This window comes from Fontimonas thermophila (assembly GCF_900113085.1).
Classification (GTDB): Bacteria; Pseudomonadota; Gammaproteobacteria; order Nevskiales; family Nevskiaceae; genus Solimonas; species Solimonas thermophila.
This window is the reverse complement of the sequence record NZ_FOOC01000010.1, coordinates 60,152-84,857: the sequence shown is the minus strand read 5'-3', so window position 1 is coordinate 84,857 and position 24,706 is coordinate 60,152. Positions and strand designations below refer to the sequence as shown.

General features: G+C 65.4%; 22 protein-coding genes and 1 pseudogene. 5 read left to right on the top strand and 18 right to left on the bottom strand.

Features of this window, described 5'->3' with window-relative positions; genetic code table 11:
* Positions 1-26 precede the first annotated feature (26 nt).
* The 4 genes from BMZ48_RS10235 (at position 27) to BMZ48_RS10220 (ending at position 4,134) form a co-directional block, all read left to right on the top strand.
* Entirely contained in the window at positions 27-719 is a 693-nt protein-coding gene (locus tag BMZ48_RS10235; RefSeq protein ID WP_091534722.1) for an ABC transporter ATP-binding protein, read from the top strand.
* A complete protein-coding gene (locus tag BMZ48_RS10230; RefSeq protein WP_091534719.1) occupies positions 716-1,876 on the top strand; it encodes an ABC transporter permease in 1,161 nt (386 codons plus the stop codon). Before BMZ48_RS10235 ends, BMZ48_RS10230 begins: the two co-directional genes overlap by 4 nt.
* A 9-nt stretch (positions 1,877-1,885) precedes the next feature.
* Positions 1,886-3,073, top strand: a complete 1,188-nt coding sequence (locus tag BMZ48_RS10225) for an ABC transporter permease (protein WP_091534717.1) — start codon at positions 1,886-1,888, stop codon at positions 3,071-3,073.
* Positions 3,074-3,186: 113 nt separating this feature from the next.
* Complete coding sequence (locus BMZ48_RS10220; RefSeq protein ID WP_091534714.1) at positions 3,187-4,134, top strand: 2-oxoadipate dioxygenase/decarboxylase family protein; 948 nt, start codon at positions 3,187-3,189, stop codon at positions 4,132-4,134.
* Here the strand turns inward: BMZ48_RS10220 and BMZ48_RS10215 are convergent.
* The 8 genes from BMZ48_RS10215 to BMZ48_RS10180 all read right to left on the bottom strand — a co-directional run bounded on the left by BMZ48_RS10215 (position 4,124) and on the right by BMZ48_RS10180 (position 11,352).
* Entirely contained in the window at positions 4,124-5,332 is a 1,209-nt protein-coding gene (locus tag BMZ48_RS10215) for an Lnb N-terminal periplasmic domain-containing protein (RefSeq protein ID WP_091534711.1), read from the bottom strand. The two genes, BMZ48_RS10220 and BMZ48_RS10215, sit on opposite strands and share 11 nt — an antisense overlap.
* A gap of 4 nt (positions 5,333-5,336) precedes the next feature.
* Positions 5,337-6,200 (bottom strand): CorC family transporter, encoded by an 864-nt coding sequence (locus BMZ48_RS10210; RefSeq protein ID WP_091534705.1) that lies wholly within the window; start codon positions 6,198-6,200, stop codon positions 5,337-5,339.
* Positions 6,197-6,631 (bottom strand): rRNA maturation RNase YbeY, encoded by a 435-nt coding sequence (gene ybeY / locus BMZ48_RS10205; RefSeq protein ID WP_091534701.1) that lies wholly within the window; start codon positions 6,629-6,631, stop codon positions 6,197-6,199. The genes BMZ48_RS10210 and ybeY overlap by 4 nt, the downstream gene beginning before the upstream one ends.
* A gap of 2 nt (positions 6,632-6,633) precedes the next feature.
* On the bottom strand, positions 6,634-7,671 hold the full coding sequence (locus tag BMZ48_RS10200) for a PhoH family protein (protein WP_091534697.1): 1,038 nt from the start codon (positions 7,669-7,671) through the stop codon (positions 6,634-6,636).
* Positions 7,668-9,011: a tRNA (N6-isopentenyl adenosine(37)-C2)-methylthiotransferase MiaB gene (gene miaB / locus BMZ48_RS10195; protein WP_091534695.1), complete on the bottom strand. Its 1,344-nt coding sequence runs from the start codon at positions 9,009-9,011 to the stop codon at positions 7,668-7,670. Before miaB ends, BMZ48_RS10200 begins: the two co-directional genes overlap by 4 nt.
* A 67-nt stretch (positions 9,012-9,078) precedes the next feature.
* Entirely contained in the window at positions 9,079-9,513 is a 435-nt protein-coding gene (locus tag BMZ48_RS10190) for a low molecular weight protein-tyrosine-phosphatase (protein ID WP_091534693.1), read from the bottom strand.
* Positions 9,514-9,598: 85 nt separating this feature from the next.
* Positions 9,599-10,060, bottom strand: coding sequence for a single-stranded DNA-binding protein (gene ssb / locus BMZ48_RS10185; RefSeq protein ID WP_091534691.1), 462 nt, complete (start codon positions 10,058-10,060; stop codon positions 9,599-9,601).
* 101 nt (positions 10,061-10,161) lie between these two features.
* Complete coding sequence (locus BMZ48_RS10180; RefSeq protein ID WP_091534689.1) at positions 10,162-11,352, bottom strand: MFS transporter; 1,191 nt, start codon at positions 11,350-11,352, stop codon at positions 10,162-10,164.
* A 141-nt stretch (positions 11,353-11,493) separates the two neighbouring features.
* Here BMZ48_RS10180 and uvrA point away from each other — a divergent pair, with 141 nt between their 5' ends.
* The gene (uvrA, locus tag BMZ48_RS10175; protein ID WP_091534686.1) at positions 11,494-14,316 is read left to right on the top strand and encodes an excinuclease ABC subunit UvrA; all 2,823 of its coding nucleotides are present in this window, start codon (positions 11,494-11,496) and stop codon (positions 14,314-14,316) included.
* Between the two features lie 54 nt (positions 14,317-14,370).
* Here the strand turns inward: uvrA and BMZ48_RS13390 are convergent.
* The 10 genes and pseudogenes from BMZ48_RS13390 to BMZ48_RS10120 form a co-directional block, all read right to left on the bottom strand.
* Positions 14,371-16,730 (bottom strand): annotated as a pseudogene (locus BMZ48_RS13390) (DUF1302 domain-containing protein).
* Positions 16,727-17,008 (bottom strand): DUF1302 family protein, encoded by a 282-nt coding sequence (locus BMZ48_RS10160; protein ID WP_091534677.1) that lies wholly within the window; start codon positions 17,006-17,008, stop codon positions 16,727-16,729. Before BMZ48_RS10160 ends, BMZ48_RS13390 begins: the two are co-directional and overlap by 4 nt.
* Before the next feature lie 161 nt (positions 17,009-17,169).
* Entirely contained in the window at positions 17,170-17,958 is a 789-nt protein-coding gene (locus BMZ48_RS10155; protein WP_091534674.1) for an ATP-binding cassette domain-containing protein, read from the bottom strand.
* Positions 17,955-18,758 carry an ABC transporter permease gene (locus BMZ48_RS10150; protein ID WP_091534671.1) on the bottom strand — a complete coding sequence of 268 codons (804 nt, stop codon included), beginning with the start codon at positions 18,756-18,758 and terminating at the stop codon, positions 17,955-17,957. The genes BMZ48_RS10155 and BMZ48_RS10150 overlap by 4 nt, the downstream gene beginning before the upstream one ends.
* Positions 18,755-19,675, bottom strand: coding sequence for an ABC transporter permease (locus tag BMZ48_RS10145; RefSeq protein WP_091534669.1), 921 nt, complete (start codon positions 19,673-19,675; stop codon positions 18,755-18,757). Before BMZ48_RS10145 ends, BMZ48_RS10150 begins: the two co-directional genes overlap by 4 nt.
* A 6-nt stretch (positions 19,676-19,681) precedes the next feature.
* Positions 19,682-21,265: a peptide ABC transporter substrate-binding protein gene (locus BMZ48_RS10140; protein WP_091534667.1), complete on the bottom strand. Its 1,584-nt coding sequence runs from the start codon at positions 21,263-21,265 to the stop codon at positions 19,682-19,684.
* A gap of 66 nt (positions 21,266-21,331) precedes the next feature.
* Positions 21,332-22,243: an EamA family transporter gene (locus BMZ48_RS10135; RefSeq protein ID WP_091534664.1), complete on the bottom strand. Its 912-nt coding sequence runs from the start codon at positions 22,241-22,243 to the stop codon at positions 21,332-21,334.
* Positions 22,244-22,327: 84 nt separating this feature from the next.
* On the bottom strand, positions 22,328-23,665 hold the full coding sequence (locus BMZ48_RS10130; protein WP_091534662.1) for a tetratricopeptide repeat protein: 1,338 nt from the start codon (positions 23,663-23,665) through the stop codon (positions 22,328-22,330).
* Positions 23,662-24,288, bottom strand: a complete 627-nt coding sequence (locus BMZ48_RS10125) for an energy transducer TonB (protein ID WP_091534659.1) — start codon at positions 24,286-24,288, stop codon at positions 23,662-23,664. The genes BMZ48_RS10130 and BMZ48_RS10125 overlap by 4 nt, the downstream gene beginning before the upstream one ends.
* On the bottom strand, positions 24,288-24,698 hold the full coding sequence (locus tag BMZ48_RS10120) for an ExbD/TolR family protein (protein ID WP_091534657.1): 411 nt from the start codon (positions 24,696-24,698) through the stop codon (positions 24,288-24,290). The genes BMZ48_RS10125 and BMZ48_RS10120 overlap by 1 nt, the downstream gene beginning before the upstream one ends.
* Positions 24,699-24,706 lie beyond the last annotated feature (8 nt).

Sequence of the window (24,706 nt, the reverse complement as noted above, 5' to 3'; positions counted from 1 at the left end):
GGTCCGATCACAGTGAGGAAACGGCGATGGCTCAGACAGTGGTCAGTCTTCGCGGCGTCAGCAAGCGCTATACGCGCGGCCGGCAGACCATCGAGGTCTTGCACAACCTGGATCTGGACATCGACAAAGGCGATTTCCTCGCCCTGATGGGCCCTTCCGGTTCCGGCAAGACCACGCTGCTGAATCTGATCGGCGGACTGGATCGGCCGAGCGCAGGCGAGCTGCGCGTCGGCGATGCGCGGCTCGACCAGATGTCTTCGGCGCAACTGACGCGCTGGCGTGCGCAGCACGTCGGCTTCGTGTTCCAGTTTTACAACCTGCTGCCGGTGCTCTCCGCCGAGCGCAACGTCGAACTGCCGCTGCTGCTGACGCCGTTGTCCGCCGCCGAGCGGATGAAACGCGTGCGCATCGCGCTGCAGATCGTGGGTCTCGCCGACCGCGGCAAGCACAAGCCCGCCGAGCTGTCCGGCGGACAGGCCCAGCGCGTGGCGATTGCGCGCGCGATCGTCGCCGATCCCACGCTCCTGGTCTGCGACGAACCCACTGGCGATCTGGACCGCAAGACCGCGGACGAGGTGCTGGGTCTGCTGCAGCTGCTCAACCGCGAGCATGGCAAAACCATCGTCATGGTCACGCACGACCCCAAGGCCGCGGAATTCGCCACGCACACCCTGCATCTGGACAAGGGACGCCTGGTGGAACAGGCGGCGCACGCATGAGATATCTGCCGCTGATCTGGGCCACGCTGTGGCGCCGCCCGCCGCGCACGCTGTTCACGATGCTGTCGATCGCGGTCGCGTTCCTGCTCTATGCCCTGCTCACGGCGGTCAATGCCGCTTTCAACACCGGTATCGAGGTTGCCGGCGCCGACCGTCTGGTCACCACCGGCCGCTACTCGCTGACCCAGGTGCTGCCCGCCGGTCACATCCAGAAAATCCAGAGTCTGCCCGGCGTCGCGCTGGTCGCCGGTCAATCCTGGTTCGGCGGCTATTACCAGAAGGAGAGCAACTTCTTTCCGCAGTTTCCGACGCAGATCGAGCCCTATCTGGCGATGTATCCGGAAATCGTGCTGCCGGAGGATCAGAAGCAGGCCATGCTCAGGACACGCACCGGCGCCATCATCGCCAAGACGCTCGCCGATCGTTACGGCTTTTCGATCGGCGACCGCATTCCGATCATCGCCGGAATCTGGCCACTGGCCGACGGTTCCAACAACTGGGAATTCGATCTCGTCGGCATTTTCGACACGAAGAACCCGAAGGATCGCTCGATCTACGAGATGATGCTGTTCCACCACGAGTATTTCGACGAGGCGCGCCAGTTCGGCAAAGGCACCGTCGGCTGGATGGTGGTGAAGACGCGCGATCCGGCGCAGAACGAAACCGTCATCCAGCAGATCGACGCGCTGTTCGCCAACTCGCCACACGAAACGCGCACGCAGACCGAAAAAGCCTTCAATCAGGCTTTCATCAAGCAGATGGGGGACATCGGCCTGATCATGTCGTCGATCATCGGAGCGGTGTTCTTCACCCTGCTGTTTCTCACCGGCAATACGATGATGCAGTCGGTGCGCGAACGCATTCCCGAGCTCGCCGTGCTCAAGACACTGGGGTATTCGGATGGCGGCGTGCTCGCCCTGGTGCTCGCCGAATCGCTGGCGCTGTGCCTGCTCGCGGCGCTGTCCGGCCTTGCGCTCGCCGCCGTGCTGCTGCCCGGCATCGCCGCAAAGCTGCCCGGCTTCTCCGGCCTTGCGCTGACGCCAGGTGCATTCGCCGGCGCGGTCGCGATCGCGGTCCTGCTCGCCCTCGTCGTCGGCCTGATACCGGCACTGCGCGCGATGCGGCTGCAGATCGTCGATGCGCTGGCCGCGCGTTAGGGATCGCGCATGAACACCTTGCGCCAGATCATCGCCGTCACCGCCGTCAACCTGCGCGCGATCCCGTCGCGGCTGGGGTCGTCGATGGTCATCGTCATCGGCATCGCTGGCGTCGTCGGCGTACTCGTCGCGCTGTTGTCGATGGCGGCCGGCTTCAAAGCGACGCTCGCCGGCACCGGCACGCACGAGCGCGCGATCGTGCTGCGCGGCGGCTCCACCGACGAACTCGGCAGCGTCATCACGCGCGAACAGGCGGCGATCATCACCGACACACCCGGCATCGCGCGCGATGCCGACGGCACGCCCCAGGCCATCGCGGAGTTCTATCTGCTCACCGACGTCGCCAAGCCCGGCGCCGATACACCGAGCAACGTCGTCGTCCGCGGTACGCGGGTCGATGTCGGCCGTGTGCGCCCGGAATTCCGTATCGTGGCTGGACGGATGTTCACGCCGGGCGTGCGCGAGGTCGTGGTCGGCCGTGCCGTCGCCGCGCAGTTCGAGACACTGCGCATCGGCAATACCGTGGATGTACGCGACGGGCCGTGGACCATCGTCGGGGTGTTCGAAACCGGCGGGGACGTCCATGAATCCGAGCTCTGGGTCGATGCCGGGGCGCTGGAGACGGCGTCACGGCGCACCGCCTACAACTCGGTGACCGTGCGCCTGGAAAGCGCCGCGGCATTCGCCACTTTCAAAGACGCGCTCACCACCGACCCCCGCATGGTCGTCTCCGCACAACGCGAGCCGGATTACTACGCCTCGCGCTCGGAGCAGCTCCATCTGCTGATCCGCATCCTCGGTTATACCGTCGCGGTGATCATGGGGATCGGCGCCGTGTTTGGCGCGCTCAACGTCATGTATGCGGCCGTGGCCACCCGCGCCGTGGAGATCGCCACCCTGCGCGCGCTCGGCTTCGGCGGACTGCCGGTCGTGGTTTCGGTGATGATCGAGTCGCTGCTGCTGGCGCTCGCCGGCGGACTCGTCGGTGCCGTCGTGGCCTATGTCTTCTTCAACGGCTACACCGTCAATACGCTCAATTTCCAGACCTTCAGTCAGGTCGCCTTCGCGTTCCGCGTCACCCCTGAGCTGATCCGCCAAGGCCTGGCCTGGGCACTGACGATGGGCCTGATCGGTGGCCTGTTCCCGGCGATCCGCGCCGCCCGCTTACCCATCGTCGAGGCCCTGCGCACCGGCTGAACATGCGCAGGCGGATCGTCTAAACCCGGGATTGGTTGTTTTTCCGCTGGTCCTTGCGCAAGAGCACGCGCAAGATAGGCCGGCAACCACTTTTCCCAGCGAAGAAGACACCGATGGCCGCCCTGCTCCCGCCCCAGGCACTGCGCGCGCTGTTCGTCGAGCGTGCGACCGCAAAGTTCGCCCGCAATGTCCCGGACTTCGTCATCCTGCAGCAGTTGGTCGCCGACAATGGCGGACGCTTCCACAACGATCACGGCGCGATCCGCACCGCCGATCCCGCCGTAACCGCCTTGTTCGTGAGGGCCGCCCAGGTGCTCGGCCTGCGCCGCGAACGCGACTACCGCTTCCCGGCGAAGAAACTCCTGTCCTGCGACTTGCAGGTGATCGGCGAGGACGCGACGCAGTTCAAAATCTTCGTCTCACAGATCGATTTGTCCGCGTTCCCGGAGGAGGTCGCTGCGCTGATCCGCGAGGACAATGCCGAACAGGCCCAGGCGGTGGATCACGGCCCCTTCATCGCGCTGATCGAGCGCTTCGAACGCAGCGGCGGCCTCACCGAAACGGACGCCGAAGCCTTCATCACCCACTTCGTCGAGCGTTTGATGCAGCGCAACGGGCCACCGCTGAAACGCAGCACGCTCGAAGCGGTCGCCCGCATCTCCGGCGAAGCGGCGAGCGCGCTGGCCCTCGGTCCTGATTTCAATCATGTTACGATCGATGTCTACGCCGCCGGCTATCCGGGCATCGAGGCGATGGCTGCGGCGATGCGCGCCCGCGGCCTGCGCATGCTGCCGGACATCCAGGGGGCGCCGGGCACGCCATTGCGCCAGACCGCGACGATGGCCGCGACCATGCAAACCCCCGTGCGCGAGGCCGACGGCCGCATCGGCTGGGCGCAGACGGAAAAACAGTTTGTCGAAATCATCGAGCGCAACCAGGCGCTGGATGCCGACGGCCACCGCCTGTGGCAGCAGGATGGCCGCCCGCTGATCTTCCGTCATTTCCTCGCCGCGAATGCGGAGAAAATCTTCGATGCGGCCGCCACCAGGCTCAACCGCTAGCCACAGCACCCCGCACATCATCTGCCGAGCGCAGCAGGTGCAGCACGGCGAGCTGCGGCGGCAGCAGCAGGGCTACCCAGTGCAGATTGGGCTGCACGCCGACCAGCGCCCAGGGCAGCGACAGCACCGACAGGGTGGCGAGCACCCCCATCGCCAATCGCGCGACGCGGCGCGGCCGTGACGGTGCACGGCGCCATTGCCCCGCCGCGCAGGGCAACAGCACCCACCACAGCGGATTGAGCAAAAGCAGGTTGCGGTTCGCCGCCATGCCCCAATGCTCGGTCGCCAGCCAGCCGAGCAGCAGCACGCTCCCCGCGAGCGCCCACACCAGAACGGCCCCACCGGCCAGCATGCCGAGGGCGATGCGCGCGGCAGTGTGTGCGCGCATCCGGTTCAACCCCCACATGGACGCCCCCAGCGCAAGACCCACGGACAGAAAAAGTGCCGTCGGATACGGCACTGGTGCGCCCGTGCGATCCTCGCGCACGATCAGCCAGCGCTCGGATGCGACCAGCGGCCGCTGCGTGCCATCGTCGGCTGCGATCCGCACACCGCGCAGGGCCGCCATCAGCCGCATCGGAATAAAGCCCTCCTGCCACTGGTCCAGCGGTTCATCCACCCGTGGGCCAAGCCCCAGATCCATGCCCAGCATCAGCACCGGCTGCGGGGCCATCAAACGCAGGACTTCGCTGCGATAGCTGCCGTGCCCGGGACGGGCCTGCAAGGTGCGCCGCAGCGCCCCGCCGAGCACCTGGTCCAGGGCATCACGCACACGGGTCGAGCAGTTTGCGGTGAAGTAGTCGTAGCGGTACTCGGCGTTCTCCGGGCGCGCGTTCCAGGCGAGAAAATCCGCAAGCGCGCGGGCCTGGTGTGGGCTCAAGGCCAGATGCTGCTCGACGGCCCAGCGGTTTTCCGCTGCATAGTACTGCAAGGTCGGATACAGCGGCGTCACGTCGAGCCGGTAGCGCATGCGCGCGCGCGCGAAATTGAGAAAAAAGTGTTCCTGGCGGAAATCGAAGATGCCGTAGTTATAGACCAGCGCTTGGCCCGCTTGTCGCACCAGCAAGGCGTTGTGGCCGAACCGCTGCCAGTAGATTTCGCCCGGCGCGAACGTGAGCACGCTGATCTGCGGCGCAGGCGTCTGCGCGTGGCCGAGCACCGGCACACACAGCAGCAGCACCGCCAGCAGCGCACGCATCGACTCAGCCCGGCGCGACCGTGACCTGGAACAGATAAACGCGGCGGCTGTCGGCCCGTTGCACGTTGAAGTTGAAACGGTCGATGCGCACGCTCTCGCCGCGCTTGGGCATGTGCCCGAAGCGATGCATGACCAGCCCGCCGACCGTGTCGAATTCCTCGTCCGGGAAATTCGTCCCGAAATAGGCATTGAACGCCTCGATCGGCGTCAGCGCATTGACCAGATAGCGGCGCTCGTCCTGCTTGAGGATGGGCGCGGTCTCTGCCTCGTCGTATTCATCGTCGATCTCGCCGACGATTTGTTCGAGCACGTCTTCGATCGTAACCAGGCCGGCGATACCGCCGTACTCGTCGACGACCAGCGCCATGTGGTTGCGCCCACGCCGGAAATCCTTGAGCAGCACGTTGAGCCGTTTGGACTCCGGCACGAACACGGCCGGGCGCACCAGCCGGCGCAGGTCGAAGGTCGCAGGATCGAAGCCAGGAATGCCCGAGCTGAATTTGAGCAGGTCTTTGGCGAGCAGAATGCCGACGACCTCGTCCTTGGATTCGCCGATCACCGGGAAACGCGAGTGCCCGGACTCGACGACGACCGGCACGATGCGGTCCAGCGACCAGGCCTGCTCGACGACGACCATTTGCGCACGCGGCACCATGACATCGCGCACTTGTGTCTCGGCTGTCTGCAGGATGCCCTCGAACATCGACAGCGCATCGGCATCCATCAGCTCGGCGGCGCGCGCCTCACGCAGTAGCTCGATCAAATCCTCGCGCGTGCGCGGACCGCCATGCAGCCGCTGGGTGACACGGCGCCACCATTGGGAAAGGCCCGTTTCCTCGGGCCGGGTACTGTGACCGTCTTCACTCATCGATACGGATTCGCAAATCCCAGTTTCTTGAGAATCGAGATTTCACGCGCCTCCATGCGGCGCGCATCGTCGTCGCGCTCGTGGTCATAGCCGCACAGATGCAGGCAGCCGTGCACGACCATGTGCGCCCAGTGCGCACGCAGGGTCTTGCCTTGTTCGGCAGCTTCGCTCGCAACCACCGGCGCGCAGATGACCAGATCGCCGAGCACCTCGCCGCTGCCGGCAAACGACAACACGTTGGTGGGCTTGTCCTTGCCCCGCCAGGTACGGTTGAGCGCGCGGCTTTCGTCGAGATCAACGATGCGGATCGTCAGCTCGCCGTGCCGCGCCGGCAACGCCGCGCGGGCGAACGCGCGCAAGGATGTCGCCGCCGGGATGCCACGCGCCGGCACCGCGCGCTGGATGGCGATCTCGCCCGTGGATATGGCCATGATCAGCGCGACGTGGCCGGCGGCTCGCGCCGCTCGTACTCCTCGTAAGCGTGCACGATGGCCTGCACCAGCGGATGGCGCACGACGTCTTCCTTGCGGAAATGCGTGAAACTGATGCCCGGCACGCCGTGCAGCACCGACAGCGCATGCTTGAGCCCCGAGACCTGATGCCTGGGCAGATCGATCTGGGTCAGATCGCCGGTGACCACGGCCACGCTGCCAAAACCGATCCGCGTCAAAAACATCTTCATCTGCTCGACGGAAGTGTTCTGCGCTTCGTCGAGAATCACGAACGATTCGTTGAGCGTGCGGCCACGCATGAAGGCGAGCGGCGCGACTTCGATGACGCTTTTCTCCACCAGGCGCGCGACCTTCTCGAAGCCGAGCATCTCGTAGAGCGCGTCGTACAACGGCCGCAGGTAGGGGTTGATCTTCTCGGCCATGTCGCCGGGCAGAAAGCCGAGCTTCTCGCCCGCTTCCACGGCGGGCCGCACGAGCACGAGCCTGCGCACACGATCGCGTTCGAGCGCCTGCACGGCGCTGGCGACGGCGAGATAAGTCTTGCCCGTACCGGCCGGGCCGACCCCGAAATTGAGATCATGGCTTGCGATCGCCTTCAGATAGGCTTTCTGCTGCGGGCTGCGTCCGCGCACGACACCACGCTTGGTGCGGATCACGACTTCGTCGTGGAAACCCGCCGATGCGGCGTCTTCGCCGCTGTTCTCGCCGGCGCCTTGTTCGGCGAGCGCCAGATGCACGTGCTCGGTCGTGACCGTATCGTCGAGGGTCTGGTTGAACAGCCGGTTGATCACGGCCTCGGCGGCGCTGACATCGCGCGGCCCGCCGACGAGCTGATAACGGTTGCCACGGTTGCGGATCTCGATGCCCAGCCGCAGCTCGATCTGGCGCAGATGGGCGTCGAAAGGGCCGTTGAGATTGGCCAGCCGCTGGGCGTCATCCGGTTCGAGGATCACGTCGGTGCGCACCTGCGCGGAACGCACGCCACGCGGGGTACTACGCGCAGGGTCCGATCCGGTCATGCCGCCATCTCCGCGGGCTGGACCAGCCGCCCGCGCAGCGAGTTGTTGAGGGCCTCGGTGATCTCGACATCGACGAAGCGGCCGATCAGCGACGCCGGCCCCTCAAAGTTCACCCACCGGTTGGTCGAGGTGCGGCCGGCGATCTGGCCGGCGCGGCGCGCGGGGCGCTCCACCAGCACGCGCTGCGTGGTGCCGACGAGGGCGCGCTTGAACGCGCCGTCGAGCGCACGGATGCGCGCCTGCAGGATCTCGAGCCGCCGCTGCTTCTCCTCCAGCGGCACGCTGTCGCGCAGATTCGCGGCCGGCGTGCCGGGACGCGGGCTGTAGATGAAACTGAATGCGCAGTCGAACCCGGCCTCGGCGATCAAATCCATCGTGCGCATGAAGTCATCGTCGGTTTCGGTCGGAAAGCCGACGATGAAATCCGTGGACAGCGATATGTCCGGCCGCGCGGCGCGCACGCGACGGACTTTCTCCAGATACTGCGCCCGCGTGTAACCGCGCTTCATCATGCCGAGGATGCGGTCCGAACCCGATTGCACCGGCAGGTGCAGATAGCTCGCGAGCTTGGGCTCCTGCGCAAAGGCCTCGATCAGCGCATCGGTGAACTCGGCGGGATGCGAGGTGGTGTAGCGAATGCGTTCGATGCCGGGGATACGGGCGACGTAGGCGATCAGCAAGGCCAGATCGCAGGTTTCGCCGCGCGCGCCCATCGCGCCGCGGTAAGCGTTGACGTTCTGGCCCAGCAGCGTCACCTCGCGCACGCCCTGCTCGGCGAGCTGGGCGATTTCGGTGAGCACGCTATCCAGCGGCCGGCTGACTTCTTCGCCGCGCGTGTACGGCACGACGCAGAACGTGCAGTACTTGGAGCATCCCTCCATGATGCTGACGAAAGCAGTCGGCCCCTGCGCGCGCGGCTCCGGCAGACAGTCGAATTTCTCGATCTCGGGGAAGCTCACATCGACCGCAGGCCGACGCGTGGCCCGCACCTGGTCGAGCAAAACCGGCAGGCGGTGCAGCGTCTGCGGACCAAAGACGATGTCCACCAGCGGCTGGCGCTCGGTGATCGCCTGCCCTTCCTGCGCCGCCACACAACCGCCGACGCCGATCACACGGCCAGGGGCGGCCTGCTTCCACTCCTTCCAGCGGCCGAGCTCGGAGAAGACCTTTTCCTGCGCTTTCTCGCGCACCGAGCAGGTGTTGAGCAACAGCAGATCCGCCTCGTCGGGGTTGTCGGTGCGCTGGTAACCGTGCGAGGCGGCGAGCACGTCGGCCATCTTGGCCGAATCGTACTCGTTCATCTGGCAACCGTAGCTGATCAGGTACAGCTTTCTGGACATCGGCACACGGCCGCAAGGCCGTCGGGAAACGGCCGCATAGTATATGCCAGCCCGCTCCTGAAGACTTTCAGAGGCGCTGCAGCCAGTCCTCGACGCCGGCCTCGATATCCGTAAACGCCTGGACGAAGGCCGCGCGCGGCCGCTGATAGGGATCCTGGACGTCGGCATTCCCACACCAGCGCAACAGCTTGTGCACCCGGCCGCGCAGCTGCGGGTAGTGGCGATTGAGCCAGTCGCTATGGCTCTGGTCCAGCGTCAGAATCAGGTCCGCCGACGACAACAGCGGCAGCGCAACCTGCCGGGCGCGGTGCGCCGACAGATCAAGCCCATGCTCGGCCGCGACCTCCACGGCCAGGGGATCGGCGGGAAAGCCGACCAAGGCGCCGGTGCCGGCGGAGGCCACCTGCCGCACGCGCCGGCCCAGCCGGGCGCGCAAAAGCGCCTCCGCCATCGGGCTACGGCAAATGTTGCCGGTACAGACCACGAGGATATGGTTGAACACGCGCGATACGGTATTTCGGACACGCCCTCCGTGCCCCCCGCTCGGCATCGGCCGGGCGACGAGAGGATGGGCCAAACAAAGGCGGTCAGAACGGGATGTCATCGTCTTCGAACGATGCATCGGCATCGCTGGCCGGCGCGGCGCGGCCTGCGTTGGCCGCCGGGCGGCGCACATCGGCGTCGGCGTCCTCGCCCATCGGCGCCGTGCCGCTGGGTTTGCCGTCGAGCATCTGCATCTCGGCCACGCGGATTTCCGTGGTATAGCGCTTGACGCCGTCTTTTTCCCATGCGCGCGTGCGCAAGGAACCTTCGACGTAAATCCGCGAGCCTTTCTTCAGATACTTGCCGGCGATTTCAGCCAGTTTTCCGGGAAACACCAGGTTGTGCCATTCAGTGGCCTCCCTGGTTTCGCCGGTCTGCTTGTCCTTCCACGACTCGGTGGTGGCGAGGGTGACGTTGCAGACGGCGTCACCGCTGGGGAAGTAGCGCACCTCGGGGTCCTTGCCGAGGTTGCCGATCAGAATGACTTTGTTGACACCGCGGGCCATGACGTCCCCCTGCTTTCGCTCGAATCTCGGAAATGAATGTGGAAACTTCCCGTCGTCAACGCGATGAAATGGTGGCGTCCACCGGGGACGGGGCGGTCAGCTTACCCGTTGCGGGCGCCGGCATCCAAGGGCGGCGCCACCGGCTGCGGGATCTGCACGCGCAAGGCAAGACCGAGCCAGATCAGCGGCAGGAGCGCCGCCGCCGCAAAAACGCCGGGGATCCCCCCGTGCTGCAGAGCCACGCCGCCGACCGTGCCCCCCGCGAACGCGCCGAGGAACTGCGCGCTGGAATACACCCCGAGCGCCGCGCCTTTGTGCGCCGACGGCGCGCGCCGCGAAATCATCGACGGCAGTGCTCCCTCCAGATAATTGAAGGCGACGAAGAACAGCAGCAGCGCACCGAGCAGCCCGCCCGGCGAACGATGCAGCAGTGCCGCCAGCCCCAGCGCGCAGGACAAAACCGCGATCGCGGCGAGGAAAACGGCCTTGGCATGGCCGCGCCCCTCGGCCCAGCGGATCAGTGGAAACACCGGCACGATCGACAGCAGTAGCACTGGCAGATACACCTGCCAGTGACGTTCGGCCGGCAGGCCCAGCGTCTGGACGATGGCCAGCGGCGCGCCGAGGAACAAGGCATACATCGTGCCGTGCAGCAGGAAGATGCCAGCGTCGAAGCGCAGCAGTTGACCATCGGTGAGCACGGCACGGAAACCGCCGGCACGCACGCTCGGCAGCTCCGGTGTCGGCACGCCGAAAAACACGACGGGCAGCGACAGCAAGGCCAGCACCGCAGTCAGGTAGAAAATACCGCTGACGCCGATCCAGCCGGAGACGATCGGCCCGGTGACCAGCGCGAGGATGAACGACAGCCCCATGCCGGCGCCGAGGATGGCCATCGCCGTCGTCCGCACCGACTCACGGGTGACATCGGCGAGCAGCGCCGCCACCGCCGACGACACCGCGCCGGCGCCCTGCAGCGCGCGCCCGACCAGAATCCAGCCGATGCTGTCGGCGGCGCCGGCGATGACGCTGCCCAGGGCGAAAACGGCCATGCCGAGGTAGATCACCGGCTTGCGCCCATAGCGGTCGGAGGCGATGCCCAGCGGGATCTGCAGCAGCGCATTGGTGAGCCCGTAGATGCCCATCGCCAGCCCCACGAGCCAGGGCCGATCGCCGCCGGGCAAGCCTGCGGCGAATGGCTGGAACACCGGCAGGATCATGAACATGCCGATCATGCGCAGCGCATAGAGAGCACCGAGTCCGAGGACGGCGCGCCATTCCTGTGCGTTCATCGAAACTGCCTTTTCAAGCGTCAACGGTGGCCGGCCCAAGGGGGCGTGGGATGCACCACATGCCGCGTCGGGGGAAGCGGCGCTTTGAGCGGCTGCATCGGGGCCGCATATAGTAGCGTGTTCCGAACCCGCTTCCCCCCGATGGACACCATCCGCATCCGCGGCGCGCGCACGCACAACCTCAAAAATATCTCGCTGGATCTGCCGCGCGACCGGCTGATCGTGATCACCGGCTTGTCCGGCTCCGGCAAATCTTCCCTGGCCTTCGACACGCTCTACGCCGAGGGCCAGCGGCGCTACGTCGAATCGCTGTCGGCGTATGCGCGGCAGTTCCTGTCGATGATGCAAAAACCCGACGTGGACGTGATCGAAGGCCTTTCCCCGGCGATCTCCATCGAGCAGAAGTCCACCTCTCACAATCCGCGTTCGACGGTCGGCACCGTCACCGAAATCTACGACTACCTGCGTCTGTTGTTCGCGCGCGTAGGCACGGCGCAATGCCCGGATCACGGCGTCGCGCTCGAGGCCCAGGCGGTATCACAGATGGTGGATCAGGTGCTCGCGCTGCCGGCGGAATCGGCCTGGCTGCTGCTGGCGCCGGTCGTGCGCGGACGCAAGGGCGAGCATGCGGAGTGGTTCGAGCAGGCGCGGGCGCAAGGCTTTCTGCGCGTGCGCGTCGATGGCAAGGTCTATGAACTCGACGAGGTCCCCGCACTCAACCGCAAGCTCAAGCACGATATCGAGATCGTCGTCGATCGCTTCAAGATCCGGCCCGACTTGAAGCAGCGCCTGGCCGAATCCTTCGAAACGGCGCTGCGGCTGTCCGAGGGGCTGGCCTATGTGGTCCCGCACGGTGGCGACGGCGCCATGCTCACTTTCTCCTCGCGCATGGCCTGCCCGCACTGCGGCTACGCGCTCGAAGAACTGGAGCCGCGCCTGTTCTCGTTCAACGCGCCGCACGGCGCCTGCCCGACCTGCGACGGTCTGGGCACGCTGCAGCGCTTCGACCCGGACCGCGTCGTTGCCCATCCGGAACTTTCACTCGCCGCCGGCGCGATCCGCTCCTGGGACAAGCGCAATCCCTATTACTGGCATTTCATCACTTCGCTCGCCCGGCACTACGGCTTCGATCCGGAAAGACCGTTCGCGCAGCTTAGCGAGAACGTGCGCAAGGTGCTGCTCTACGGCAGCGGCGAGGAACGCATCGCGTTCGAGTATCCGGACGAACGCGGCCGCCTGCACCGGCGCGTGCACCCCTTCGAGGGCATCATCCCCAACCTCGAACGGCGCTACCGGGAAACCGAATCCGAAGCAGTGCGCGAGGAGCTCGCGAAATACCTCAGCCAGAAACCCTGCCCGGAATGCCACGGCGAACGCCTGAACCGCGCCGCGCGCCACGTCTTCGTCGCCGGATACAGCCTGCCGCAGCTCACCGCGCTGTCCGTGCGCGAGGCCAAGGCGTTCTTCGCTTCGCTGACGCTGCCGGGGCACAAGAACGAGATCGCCTCCAAGATCGTCAAGGAAATCTCCGCCCGCCTGGGCTTTCTCGACGATGTCGGTCTCGACTACCTGACGCTCGCCCGCAGTGCCGAGACACTATCCGGCGGCGAGGCCCAGCGCATCCGGCTCGCTTCCCAGATCGGCGCCGGTCTGGTCGGTGTCATGTACGTGCTCGACGAACCCAGCATCGGACTGCACCAGCGCGACAACGAGCGCCTGCTCGCCACGCTGCTGCGCCTGCGCGATCTCGGCAACACGGTGATCGTCGTCGAACACGACGAAGACGCCATCCGCCATGCCGATCACATCGTCGATATCGGACCGGGTGCCGGCGTGCATGGCGGCCAGATCGTCGCGCAAGGCACGCCCAAGGACATCGAATGCAACCCGCATTCGATCACCGGGCAGTATCTCTCCGGCCGCCTGCGCATCGACGTACCCAAGCGCCGCACGCCGCCGCAGCCCGGCAAGCGCCTCGTCATCCGCAATGCGCGCGGCAACAACCTCAAAGGCATCACCGTGGAGATTCCGCTAGGGCTGATCACCTGTGTCACCGGCGTCTCCGGGTCCGGCAAATCGACGCTGATCAACGACACCCTCTACGGTTTCGCGGCGCGCCAGCTCAATGGCGCGGCGACGCATCACGCCGACTGCGACGGCATCGACGGACTCGAACAGCTCGACAAGGTCATCGACATCGACCAGTCGCCGATCGGACGCACACCACGTTCGAATCCGGCGACGTACACGCAGCTCTTCACGCCGATCCGCGAGCTATTCGCCGGCGTGCCGGAATCGCGGGCGCGCGGCTACACGCCGGGCCGCTTCAGCTTCAACGTCAAGGGCGGGCGCTGCGAAACCTGCCAGGGCGACGGCGTCATCAAGGTGGAGATGCACTTCCTGCCGGACATCTACGTCACCTGCGACACCTGCCGTGGCCGCCGCTACAACCGCGAAACGCTCGAAATCCGCTACAAGGGCAAATCGATCGACGAAGTCCTTGACATGACCGTCGAGGATGCCTGCGCCTTCTTCAAGGCCGTGCCCGCAATCCGGCGCAAGCTGGAAACGCTGATCGACGTCGGGCTTTCCTACATCACGCTCGGTCAGAACGCCACGACCCTATCCGGCGGCGAAGCACAGCGCGTCAAACTCGCCAAGGAGCTGTCGCGCCGCGACACCGGGCAGACGCTTTACATCCTCGACGAACCGACCACCGGGCTGCACTTCCACGACGTCGCACAGCTTTTGAAAGTGCTCGAGCGCCTGCGCGACCACGGCAACACCGTCGTCATCATCGAACACAATCTCGACGTCATCAAACGCGCCGACTGGATCATCGATCTCGGTCCTGAAGGCGGCGACGGCGGCGGTGAGATCGTCGCCGCCGGCACGCCCGAAGAGGTCGCCAGCGTGGCCCGCTCGCACACCGGACGCTTCCTCAAATCCATCCTCAACCGGTGAGCGCACAGGCAAAGGGCGGCCGCAGCCGCCCTTTGTCCGCAGCGCGTTTTTCCGTCAGAACTGGATTTTCACGAAGGCGCGCGCCGTGTCCTTGTCGCGGTAAATGTTGGCCACACCGGCACCGGTATTCCAGGTGTAGCCGAGATAGAACGCAAAGTTGGACTTGTAGCGCGTCTCCCACTGCAGATCCAGTGTCTTGCGGCCTTCGATGAAATTCTCGCCGGGCCCCGGCGCGGTGCCATTGACGTTGTGCTGCCAGATGATCTGTGGCTGGAACGAAATGCCGGGGAATACCGACTCGTACCGCAGAATCGTGATCAGCACATAACCCCACGAGAACGGATCCGGGTAGAGATCCAGATTCGCCTGATGCGGATTGAAGCGCAGACCATCGACCCCGAACGAGCAAGACTCGCGCGGCGCCTTGGTGACCGGATCGTAGGAACAGGCCATGCGCGAGCGATCGGCCCCCGAGCCGTCGGCGCCAGCGCTGGCATGCGTATACGTGCCGGCCGCCTCGAACTGGAGTTCGTCGAGCGCCGGCATATCCGGCACCCAGGTTGCGCCGATCTCGAAGACGAATAGGATCTGGTCGGCACCGATCGGATTGTCGCTGGCACCGAGCACCTTGGTGCCGCCGAGGTTGAACTGGAAGGTTTCGAAGCGCTCGTAGCCGCGGATGTAGCAGGGGTTTGCTGGCGTGTACGGAATGAAATTGGGATTGGGCACGCGCGTTGCCGGGTTCTGGTCGTTGCTATAGCGGTTCTGGCTGCCGAGATACTGCGGTTCGCATGGCGGATTCTCGCCGGCGGCAACACCACGATATGGCGTGACGAAAGCCGGGAACGAGCGCGCCGACCCCGGCGCATGGCCGATCAGCAGGTCAAAGGTGTCCTTGAAGGCACCCGGTGTGCCATTGGCATCGACGATGTAATCGCTCGGCGCATACACCCCGCGCCCGCCGCCGAGGTCGGTGACCGGGAAGCTACCCGGGCCGGTGGACCCGATGCCGGACGTGGTACCGGCGCAGCCAGTGCCCGCCGGCAGCGGATCGAGCAGACCGAGCGCACCGCCCGTGAGTCCGTTGATGACGTCGGCCACGGTCTGACCCAGGCTGATGCCGGCATCCGGCAGGATGCGCGGCAGGTTGGGATCGTGGCAGCGCGACAGCGTCGGTCCGAATGCCGCGAACACGAGATCCTCGATATCCACCTGCAGCGGCGAATTCGAGCGGTAGGCGACTTCGCCCTGGAACGACCAGTCGAAGGCCGTGGTCGCAAAGCTCACGCCCATCAGGTGGATGTCCTCGGGGTATTCGACCAGCAGCTTGACCGTATCCAGCGGCACGGCGTTGCTCGTCGCATTCTCCGGATCACCGGTGGTCAACGAGTGCACGATCGGCAGATCGGGGCAGGCGGCGAGGAAGCTCAGCGGATCATAGGCGTCGATGCCGAGTGCGTTGCCCTCGCGCCGCGCGCAGCTTGCGACCGTCGAGAAAAAGCTCGCATACGGCAGCCGCGAGTGGTAGTTCATGTAGTAAAAGCCGAATTCGGTGCCGTTGTTGAGTTCTTCGGCGTAATACTTGAGTGGACGCCGAACTGCCCCGAGGTGCGCGGCTCCAGATCCTTGAGCCGCTCGATCGTGGTCGAGGTATTGGTCACACCGGACAGCGGGTTGTACAGCGGGAACGCAACGCCTTGCGGATCTTCCGGCCCGCCGCCGAAATGCACGTGGGCATAGCCAACCGCGTTGTTGACGCCGACGGTATCCGACAACGCGTACAACGAACCCGGTGCCGGCGCCTCGACCGGCTTCCATTCGAGCTGGTAGAACGCTTCCAGCGAGGTGTTGTAGAACGGCTCGAAAGACAGCGCCACCATCGCGATCGGCGTGAAGATCTCCTCGACCTGATAACCGACGCGATAGAAATTGTTGGCGTTGACCGGGTTGGCCTGGTTGAGCGAGTTGAGCGCCTGCAGCAGCGATTCACCCCAGTTGATCGCCTGGCGGCCGATCTTGAATCCGAGCTCCTTGTCGTCCCACATCGGCAGCGAGCCGAACACATAAGCATCGAGCAGCTGCACCTCGGCGCCGATCTGGCTGAGCAGCTCACCGCCGCTGCGCTTGCGGCGCACCGGCTCGCCGCGGCCATATTGCGTGATAGCCGGATTCGAAGGATCGGGCATACCGACCCGGCTTTTGTTTTCCGCGTTGATTTCGTTGGGGTGGAACTCGGTGAGATCGACGTTGACCCAGTCGTAGTAGTACAGCCCCTTGACGAACAGGCCGAAGTCGCCATAGGTCAACGTGATGTCCTGCGTGATCTTGAAGATGCCAGAAGTGAGATCGCCCTTGTCGTAATTCCAGTTGCCATCGTCGAAGTTGGGACTGAACTGGCCGGGTGCCCGGGTCAGCGCGACCGCCGGATGGCCCTGATCGCGAAACAGACCCTGGCAGGCCTGATTGAGACCGCCGCAGACGTCGGGGTTGAGTTGGCCTTGCCGAGATAATCCGTGTGCCGGTCCTGCGTGCGCATCGCCGCACCGATGACGATCGTGCTGTTGAGCACACCTTCGATGGCCTCGCCGTCACCCCACGGCAGACTGAAGCTGATCGCATGGGCCAAGGATGCCTGCAATGCGCACAGCACCGCGATCCCCGCGGCACGATGGCCGTTCGCCAGTTTGAACATTTTTCTCCCCCAGATCCGGGATGTGGCCGGCGATTCCACCGGCCATCCAACACCGCAATCAAGACCGGCTTGACCGTCTCGCTCCGACCAAGCCCTCGATCCGATTATGGAGAAATTCCCCAGAGGTGCAACAGGGGATGCATTCAAACTCCAAGCGCGAATCACACGCAGCGCGCCGCGATCAGCGCCGCGGTGTACGGGTGTGTGGGATGCGCCATCAAGGCTTGCGTCGATCCGCGATCGACGATGCGGCCATCCCGCAGCACCAGGGTTTGCTCGCACAGCTCGGCGACGACACCCCAATCGTGCGAGATCAGCAACAGCGCAAGGCGCAATTCCCGACGCAGCTCGCCGAGCAGATCGAGCAGCTGCGCCTGGGTGGTCGCATCCAGGGCGGTGGTCGGCTCATCGGCGATGAGCAGCCGCGGCCGGACGCACAACGCCATTGCGATGGCGATGCGCTGGCACTGTCCGCCGGACAACTCGTGCGGAAACCGGCGCAGGCAGCGCCCGGCATCGGGGATGCGCACCGCATCGAGCCAGCGCCGTGCCTCGGCCAGGGCAGCGGCGCGGGCAATGCCGAGATGGACCGTGAGCACTTCCATCATCTGCGTACCGATCCGCAGATGCGGACTCAAGCTCGCCTGCGGATGCTGAAAGACAGCGCCGATCTGCGTTCCGCGCAGGCGCGCCAGCGCCTGCGGGGATTGCGCGCATCCATCGAAGATGATGCGCCCCTCCACCTGCGCCGCAGGGGGCAGCAGCCCCAGCAGCGCAAGCGCGGTCTGCGACTTGCCCGAACCCGATCCGCCGACGATACCCAGCGCCGCGCCGGTGGCGAGTGCAAAGTCGATACCGGCGACGACCGTCCGCACCCGTGGCGCATCGCCGTAGCGGATGGTCAGCCCGTGGACGTCGAGCAGCGGAACCTGTGTCGCGGTCACGCTCATCCGCGCGCCTGCGCCGCGCGCAGGCCCTCGCCCAGCAGTTGCAGTGCCAGCAGCGTCAGCACAAGAAACAGCGCCGGGAACGCCAACGCCCACGGCGTGAGTTCCATGTCGCGCGCACCATCGCTGATGAGTACCCCCCAGCTCGCTGCCGGTTCCTGCACCCCGAGTCCGAGAAAACTCAAGAAAGACTCGGCCAGGATCGCCTGCGGCACGGTCAGCGTCGCGCAGACGACGACCGGAGAGAGCAGATTCGGCAGCACGTGACGGCGCACGATCGCCCAGGGTCCCGCTCCGGCGAGCCGGGCGGCGAGTACGAACCCACGTTCGCGCAGCGCCAGCGTCTGGCCACGGACGATGCGCGCCATGTCGAGCCAGTTCACCGCACCGACGGCCACGAACAGCAGCAGCGGATGGCGGCCAAAGACCACCATCAACACGATCACGACGAACATGAACGGCAGTGCATAGAGCACGTCCACCAGGCGCATCATCCATTGATCCACACGGCCGCCGACATAGCCGGCGATCGCGCCGTAGGCAACACCGATGACCACCGAAACCAGTGTCGCTGCGAATCCGAGCAGCAGCGAGAGACGGCCTCCGGCGAGCGTACGCGCCAGTACATCGCGCCCCAGGCTGTCGGTCCCGAACCAATGCCCGTCGGCGAGAGTCGGCGGACCGCCCCACTCCGCCGAGAAATCGATGGCATCGGGGGCGTGGGGGCTGAGCCAGGGGCCTGCGGTGACCGCGAGCACGATCGCAAGCAGCAGCGCGAGCCCAAGCCGCATCGGCGCGCTCATGCGTGCCTCACCCGGGGATCGAGCACGCCATAGAGCGCATCGACGATCAGGTTGGACGACACGATCAGCACGCCATAGAGCAAGACGACGCCGAGCACCAGCGTGTAATCGCGGTTGAGCGCGCCCTGCACGAAATACCGGCCGATTCCGGGAATGCCGAAGATCTGCTCGACGACGACCGAGCCGGTGACCAGCCCCGCCGCGGCCGGACCGAGATAAGAGATCACGGGTATGAGCGCCGGTGGCAATGCGTGATACAGGAGCACCCGCCACTGCGGCAAACCTCTGCCGCGCGCGGCGAGCACATGGGGTGAATCCAGCACCTCGATCAACTCCGCGCGCAGCAAGCGGGCGACCACCGCAAGCTGCGGCAGCGCCAGCGTGATGACCGGCAGCACCAGCTCGCGCGCATCACCACTCCAGCCGCCGGCCGGCAGCACATCGAGCGTCAGCGCGAACAACAGGATCAGCAGTGGCGCAACCACGAAACCAGGCACGGACATGCCGGCAAGCACGGTCACCGACACGATGCGGTCGAGCACGCCACCACGCCGGACGGCGGCGATGATCCCGGCACACCCGCCGACGAGCAATGAACAGACAAGCGCGAGGGCGCCGAGCAGTAGCGATACCGGCAGCCCCGCTGCGATCAGCTCGCTGACCCGGTAACCCTCGTACTGGAAGGAAGGACCGAGATCGCCGCGCAGGACCGCGCCCAGATAATCGAGATACTGCTGCCACAGCGGCGCATCGAGCCGGTATTGGGCGACCAGCGCCGCCTCGATGCCCGGCGGCAGGCTGCGCTCGCGGTCGAGCGGCCCTCCCGGTGCTGCGCGCATCAGAAAAAGCGCAAGCGTCAGCAGCACGAGCAAGGTCACGACTGCGGCCGCGAGGCGGCGGACGACGAAGTAGATCATCGGGTCTTATTCGATCGATGGGACGAGCCGCAAATCCTTGCTGTAGTGATAATCGAGCAAATGGTCGGTCCAGCCTTGCACGCGCGGGCTGACCAGATGCTTGGAGACGTAAAAATAAAGCGGAATCGCCGGCACTTCGTCGAGCACGATGCGCTCGGCCTGTCGAAGCTTTTGCGCGCGCACCGTCGTATCGGTGAGCAGCGCTGCCTGATCGAGCAGATCGTCGTAACGCGCGTTGCGCCAGCCCGTGTCGTTCTTGCCGTGCGCGGTATGCAGGATGCCCAGAAAGCTCAGCGGATCGTTGAAGTCCGCCATCCAGGCCGCGCGGTACACCTGGGTGTCGCGCCGCAGGCGACGATGGTGGAGAAACACCTTGAATTCCTCGTTGACCAGGCGCGTGCGCACCCCCAGGGTCTGCTTCCACATCGCCGCCACGACCGTGGCTACCCGCCGGTGACCATCGTGCGTGTTGTAGCGGATCTCGGTTTCGAGCGGCCGTACGTCGGAATATCCGGCGGCGCGGTAAAGGCGCTGCGCTTCGGCGACGCGGCGTGCATAAGGCCAGTTTGCCCACTCCGGGCGCTGCTCCACCGATCCTGCGGTCCCCGGCACCACCCAGCCATAGGCCGGCATCCCCAAACCATACAGCACCTTGTCGACGATCAGCTCGCGGTCGATGACCATCGACAGCGCGCGCCGCACCTCCGGCTTTTGCGCAAACGGAGCGCGCGTCACATTAAGCCCGTAGAAATAAAGCCCCAGATAAGGGGCGATGCGCAGCTCGCCGGCACGGTCCCGGCGCAGAGACTTCACGGCACTCGGTGGCACCTCGTATGTCACATCGAGCTCGCCGGCCCGGTACCGCTTCAGCTCGGAATGAACATCCTCGGTGACGAGATAGCGCACACGCTCGATGGCGACGTTCGCTGCATCGTGATAATACGGATTGCGCACCAGACCGACATGCGCATTGACAACCCATTCGTCCAGACGGTAGGCGCCGTTGCTGATCAGCTCGCCCGGCTGTGTGAACCGGCCGCTTGCCTGCCGATGCGTGCGGTGCACCGGGAAGGTCACGGGGTGTGAAAACAATCCCGGCAGATAAGGCGCCGGCGCCTCAAGCTCGATGCGCAGGGTCAAGGGATCCTCCGCGCGGACCGCGAGCGCATCGGGCGCAAGCCGGCCATCGATGATGGCGCGGGCGTTGCGGATCGGCGCGAGGATTTGGGCATAAGCTGAACCCGTCGCCGGCGTCACGCTGCGCCGCAGGCTGGCGGCGAAATCCTCGGCGGTGAGCGCCTCGCCATTGGACCAGCGCAGATCGCCGCGCAAACGGAACCGGTACACACGTCCATCTTCGCTGACCTCCCATGCGCGCGCGGCAGCGGGGATGGGGCGGCCGTCGGGCGCCAGCGCGGTGAGCCCCTCGTAGAGATCGCGCAGGATATTGCCGGCACTCACACCCTCGGCGCGGTGTGGATCCAGGGTCTCGGGCTCGGGGCCATTGCCGATGCGCAGTACATCGGGCTGCCCAGCCCAAACCGCACCGGTCAAAAGTCCACACACCCACAATCGCGTGCTCCAGCGCATGGGCGCAGGGTAGCCAGACCAGCGAATGCCGTCATCCGGTGAAGACGCAGCGTCTGGCGCAAGCGCTCACGGTCGCTCGCGACCGGGCTGTGCAGCACCGCGCCGGGCGGCGACGGTCACCAACGCCACGCCGGCGAGAATGACCAGCGTGCCGACGAGTTGGGGCGGACGCATGTGTTCGTCGAGCAGCCACCAGCCGAGCAGCACGGCGATCGCCGGATTCACGTAGGCGTAGGTGCCGAGCTGCGCCGGCGTCACCTGGTGCACGAGCCAGTAATACGCGCCATAGGCGATACAGGACCCGAACACGGCGAGATAAACCAGTGCAGCGAGCGATGCCATCGTCGGCGTCCACCGCGACGCCTCGCCGAGCGCCAGCCCGAGCGCGGTCATCACGATGCCGGTGACGAGCATCTGCAGGGCCGCAACCATCAGCGGCGAAACACTCAGAGGATGGCGGCGGGCAAGCACCGAGCCTCCCGCCCACAGCATCGGCGACAACAGCAACGCGGCGTAAGCCGCCGCGGGAGCGTCCCGCAGCCGCAGCCCGGTGCCGACCAAAACCGCCACGCCGACGAACCCGACGAGCAATCCAGTCAGGGTCAACGCCGAAAGCCGCTCGCCGCGATCGCCCCAGGTCCCGAACCAGGCCATCCACAGCGCCGACGTCGCCACGATCAGCGCTGCCTGATTCGACTCGATCCATTGTTCGCTCCAGGTGACCAGGCCATTGGCACCGACGAGCATCATCAGCGCGGTGACCACGATCATCCACCAGTCACGGAGATGGCGGGGCAGGCGTGCGCCGCGCCACCACGCATACGCGAACATCAGCGGCGCCGCGATCAGGAAGCGCACGCCGGCGAAGAGCACCGGCGGCAGGTCCTCGACCCCGATGCGGATTGCCAGGTAAGTCGAACCCCAGACCACATAAACCGTTGCGAACGCGGCAACGATCTGAACCGGGCGTGCGGCCACCGCGTGTCTTACCCGGTCGTCGAAAAGCGACTATGAGGGGTCACTGGCTGCGCCGCGTGATGCCCGTTTTCGCACCAGGCGCGTTCAGTTCTTCGCCGAACCGCCCTCGGCCTTGTCCGCTTTCGCCTCGGCTGCGGCAATGGCGGCCTGCGCTTCGGCTTCCTCGATCTGGGCGATGTGATTCAGCCACTGTGTCGCGTTGTTGCGGCTCTCGTCATAACCCTGGGCCTTGCGCAAGGCTTCGACCGCGCGCTTGCGATTGCCGGCCTGGAACGCGGCCACGCCTTCGAGATAGGCGGCATCGCCCATCTTCTTGATGCCTTTGGCCTGCGCCTTGGGCAAAACCTCGAGGGCATCCTTCCAGCGCTCGTCCTCGATATAGATCTGACCCAGGCGGTAATAAATCTCACCACTGTCAGAAATCGCCGCCGCGCGTTTGAGCGCCGCTTCGGCCTTGTCGTATTCGCGCGCCATCGTCCAGGCATCGCCGAGGAGCTGCAAGGTCTTTTCATCGGCCTTGAGGATCTTCTGCTCCAAGCCACGCTCGAGGATCTGCGCCGCCTTGTATGGGATGTTCAGCAACAGGTAGATATTGGCCAGATTACGCAGCTCGCCCTCGGTGTCGAGGAAGCCCTGGCGGTCGGCGAGCGCGAGCACGGCCAGCGATTCCCTGTCCTTCTGGATCTCGAACAGAATGCTCGACAGCTGCTTCCAGTAATCTTCCTTGGCCGGCACCAGCGACACCAGCCGCAGCAACACCTCGGCGCATTGCGGGAACTGCTTGAGTTCGTAGTGCAATGCCAGTTTCAGCTGCAGCCAGGACTCTTTCGGCTCCTTGACTTTTGCGAGGGCTTTGTCGACCTGGGGCAGGGCATCGGCAAAACGCTTGCGGTCGGCATAGGCGCTGGCGAGCAGGATGTGCGCATCCGCGGGAGGCTCGGTCGTCGCCTCGGCGAAATAACGCTCCATGCTCTGGATCGCGCGATCGGTCTGCCCATCCTGGAAGTAGAGCTGGGCGACGTTGTAAAGCATTTGCTCGTAAGGCTGCTGTGGCAGCGCATCGAGCTTGAGCGCCTCTTCAAAGGCTGCGATCGCGGCCTTGTAGTTGTTCTGCGAGACGTAGATGAACGCCATCGTCTGGCGCACGACGGCACGCTCGTAGTCGTTGCCAACCCGCTCGAGCAGCGCCTGCGACTTCTCCAGCGCCTCGGCGTTCTTGTTCTTGCCGATCAGGTCATGAATGCGTTCGAGCTGGCGATACGTCCCCTCGGACAGCGTGCCGCTGGCCTTGCGCTCTTTTTTCTTGGGCGCAGCCTGGGCTGCAGCGGACTCCTGCGCCTGCGCATTGCCTGCCGGGATTGCAGTCAGCAGACCGACCACCAGCAGCGCAGACGCCGTGATTGTCAGTGCGCGCAGCATCATTCGTTGCTCATCTTGAACTTGACGGTATAAACCCCCGTCGTTTCCTGCGGCTGCCCATCGACGACCTTGGGCCGGAACCGCCCTTTGTACGCCGCCGCGACCGCCGCAGATTCGAAGTAGCCGCGCGGCTTGGCGCTTTTGACCCGCGCCGACTTCACGGTGCCATCCGGCCCCACCGTGATCTCGAGCGTGACTTCACCCTCGATACCATCGCGCAACGCCTGACGCGGATACTGTGGTGCGATGCGCACCAGCGGAATCAGTTCGGCGTCGCCCTGGATGTCGCCGGCAGTGAAGGTACCGAGGAAAGGACCACCGGTGATGCTGGTGGGCAGGTTCATCTTCGGCACGCTGAACGGCGTCGGCGACATGTCCGGCTTGGCCTGCGCCTGCACCTTCATCTGCGGTGGCGGCGGCTGCTTGGGCGGCGGCGGCTTTTCTGGCTTGCTGCGCGTCCGCGTCTCGACTTGCGAATCGCGCTTGAGGCGCACGAAATCGATCACCGCGCTCGACCGTTCCTTTTTGTCGATCGTGTCGCGGCCCATGATCAGCAGATGCATGATCCAGAACAGGCCCAACGCGATGAGCGCCGCCAGCACGACGGCGAGCCCGGTGCGCTTCATCAGCTGCCCCCGCTCTGATCCGCCGCGATCGAAACGTTGTAGACGCCGGCAAGCCGCACCTGATCCATCGTTTCGACGAGGATGCCCGTCTGCGAGGTCTTGTCAGCGATGATAACAACCGAACCTTCCGGATTTTCGGCATGCAGTCGCTCGACGGTGGCGCGCACGGCGCGCAGATCGACGAGCTTTTTATCGATCCAGATCTCGCCATTCGGGCGGATCGCGATGAGGATATTGCCGCGTTCCTTGCGCTCGGCGGTCGCCGCGCTCGGCCGGTTCACGTCGATGCCGGCTTCTTTGACGAAAGAGGTCGTCACGATGAAGAAGATCAGCAGAATAAACGACATGTCCAGCATCGGCGTCAGGTCGATCTGGGCATCGTCGTCACCGCCTCGGTTCCTACGGGCCATGGTTACAC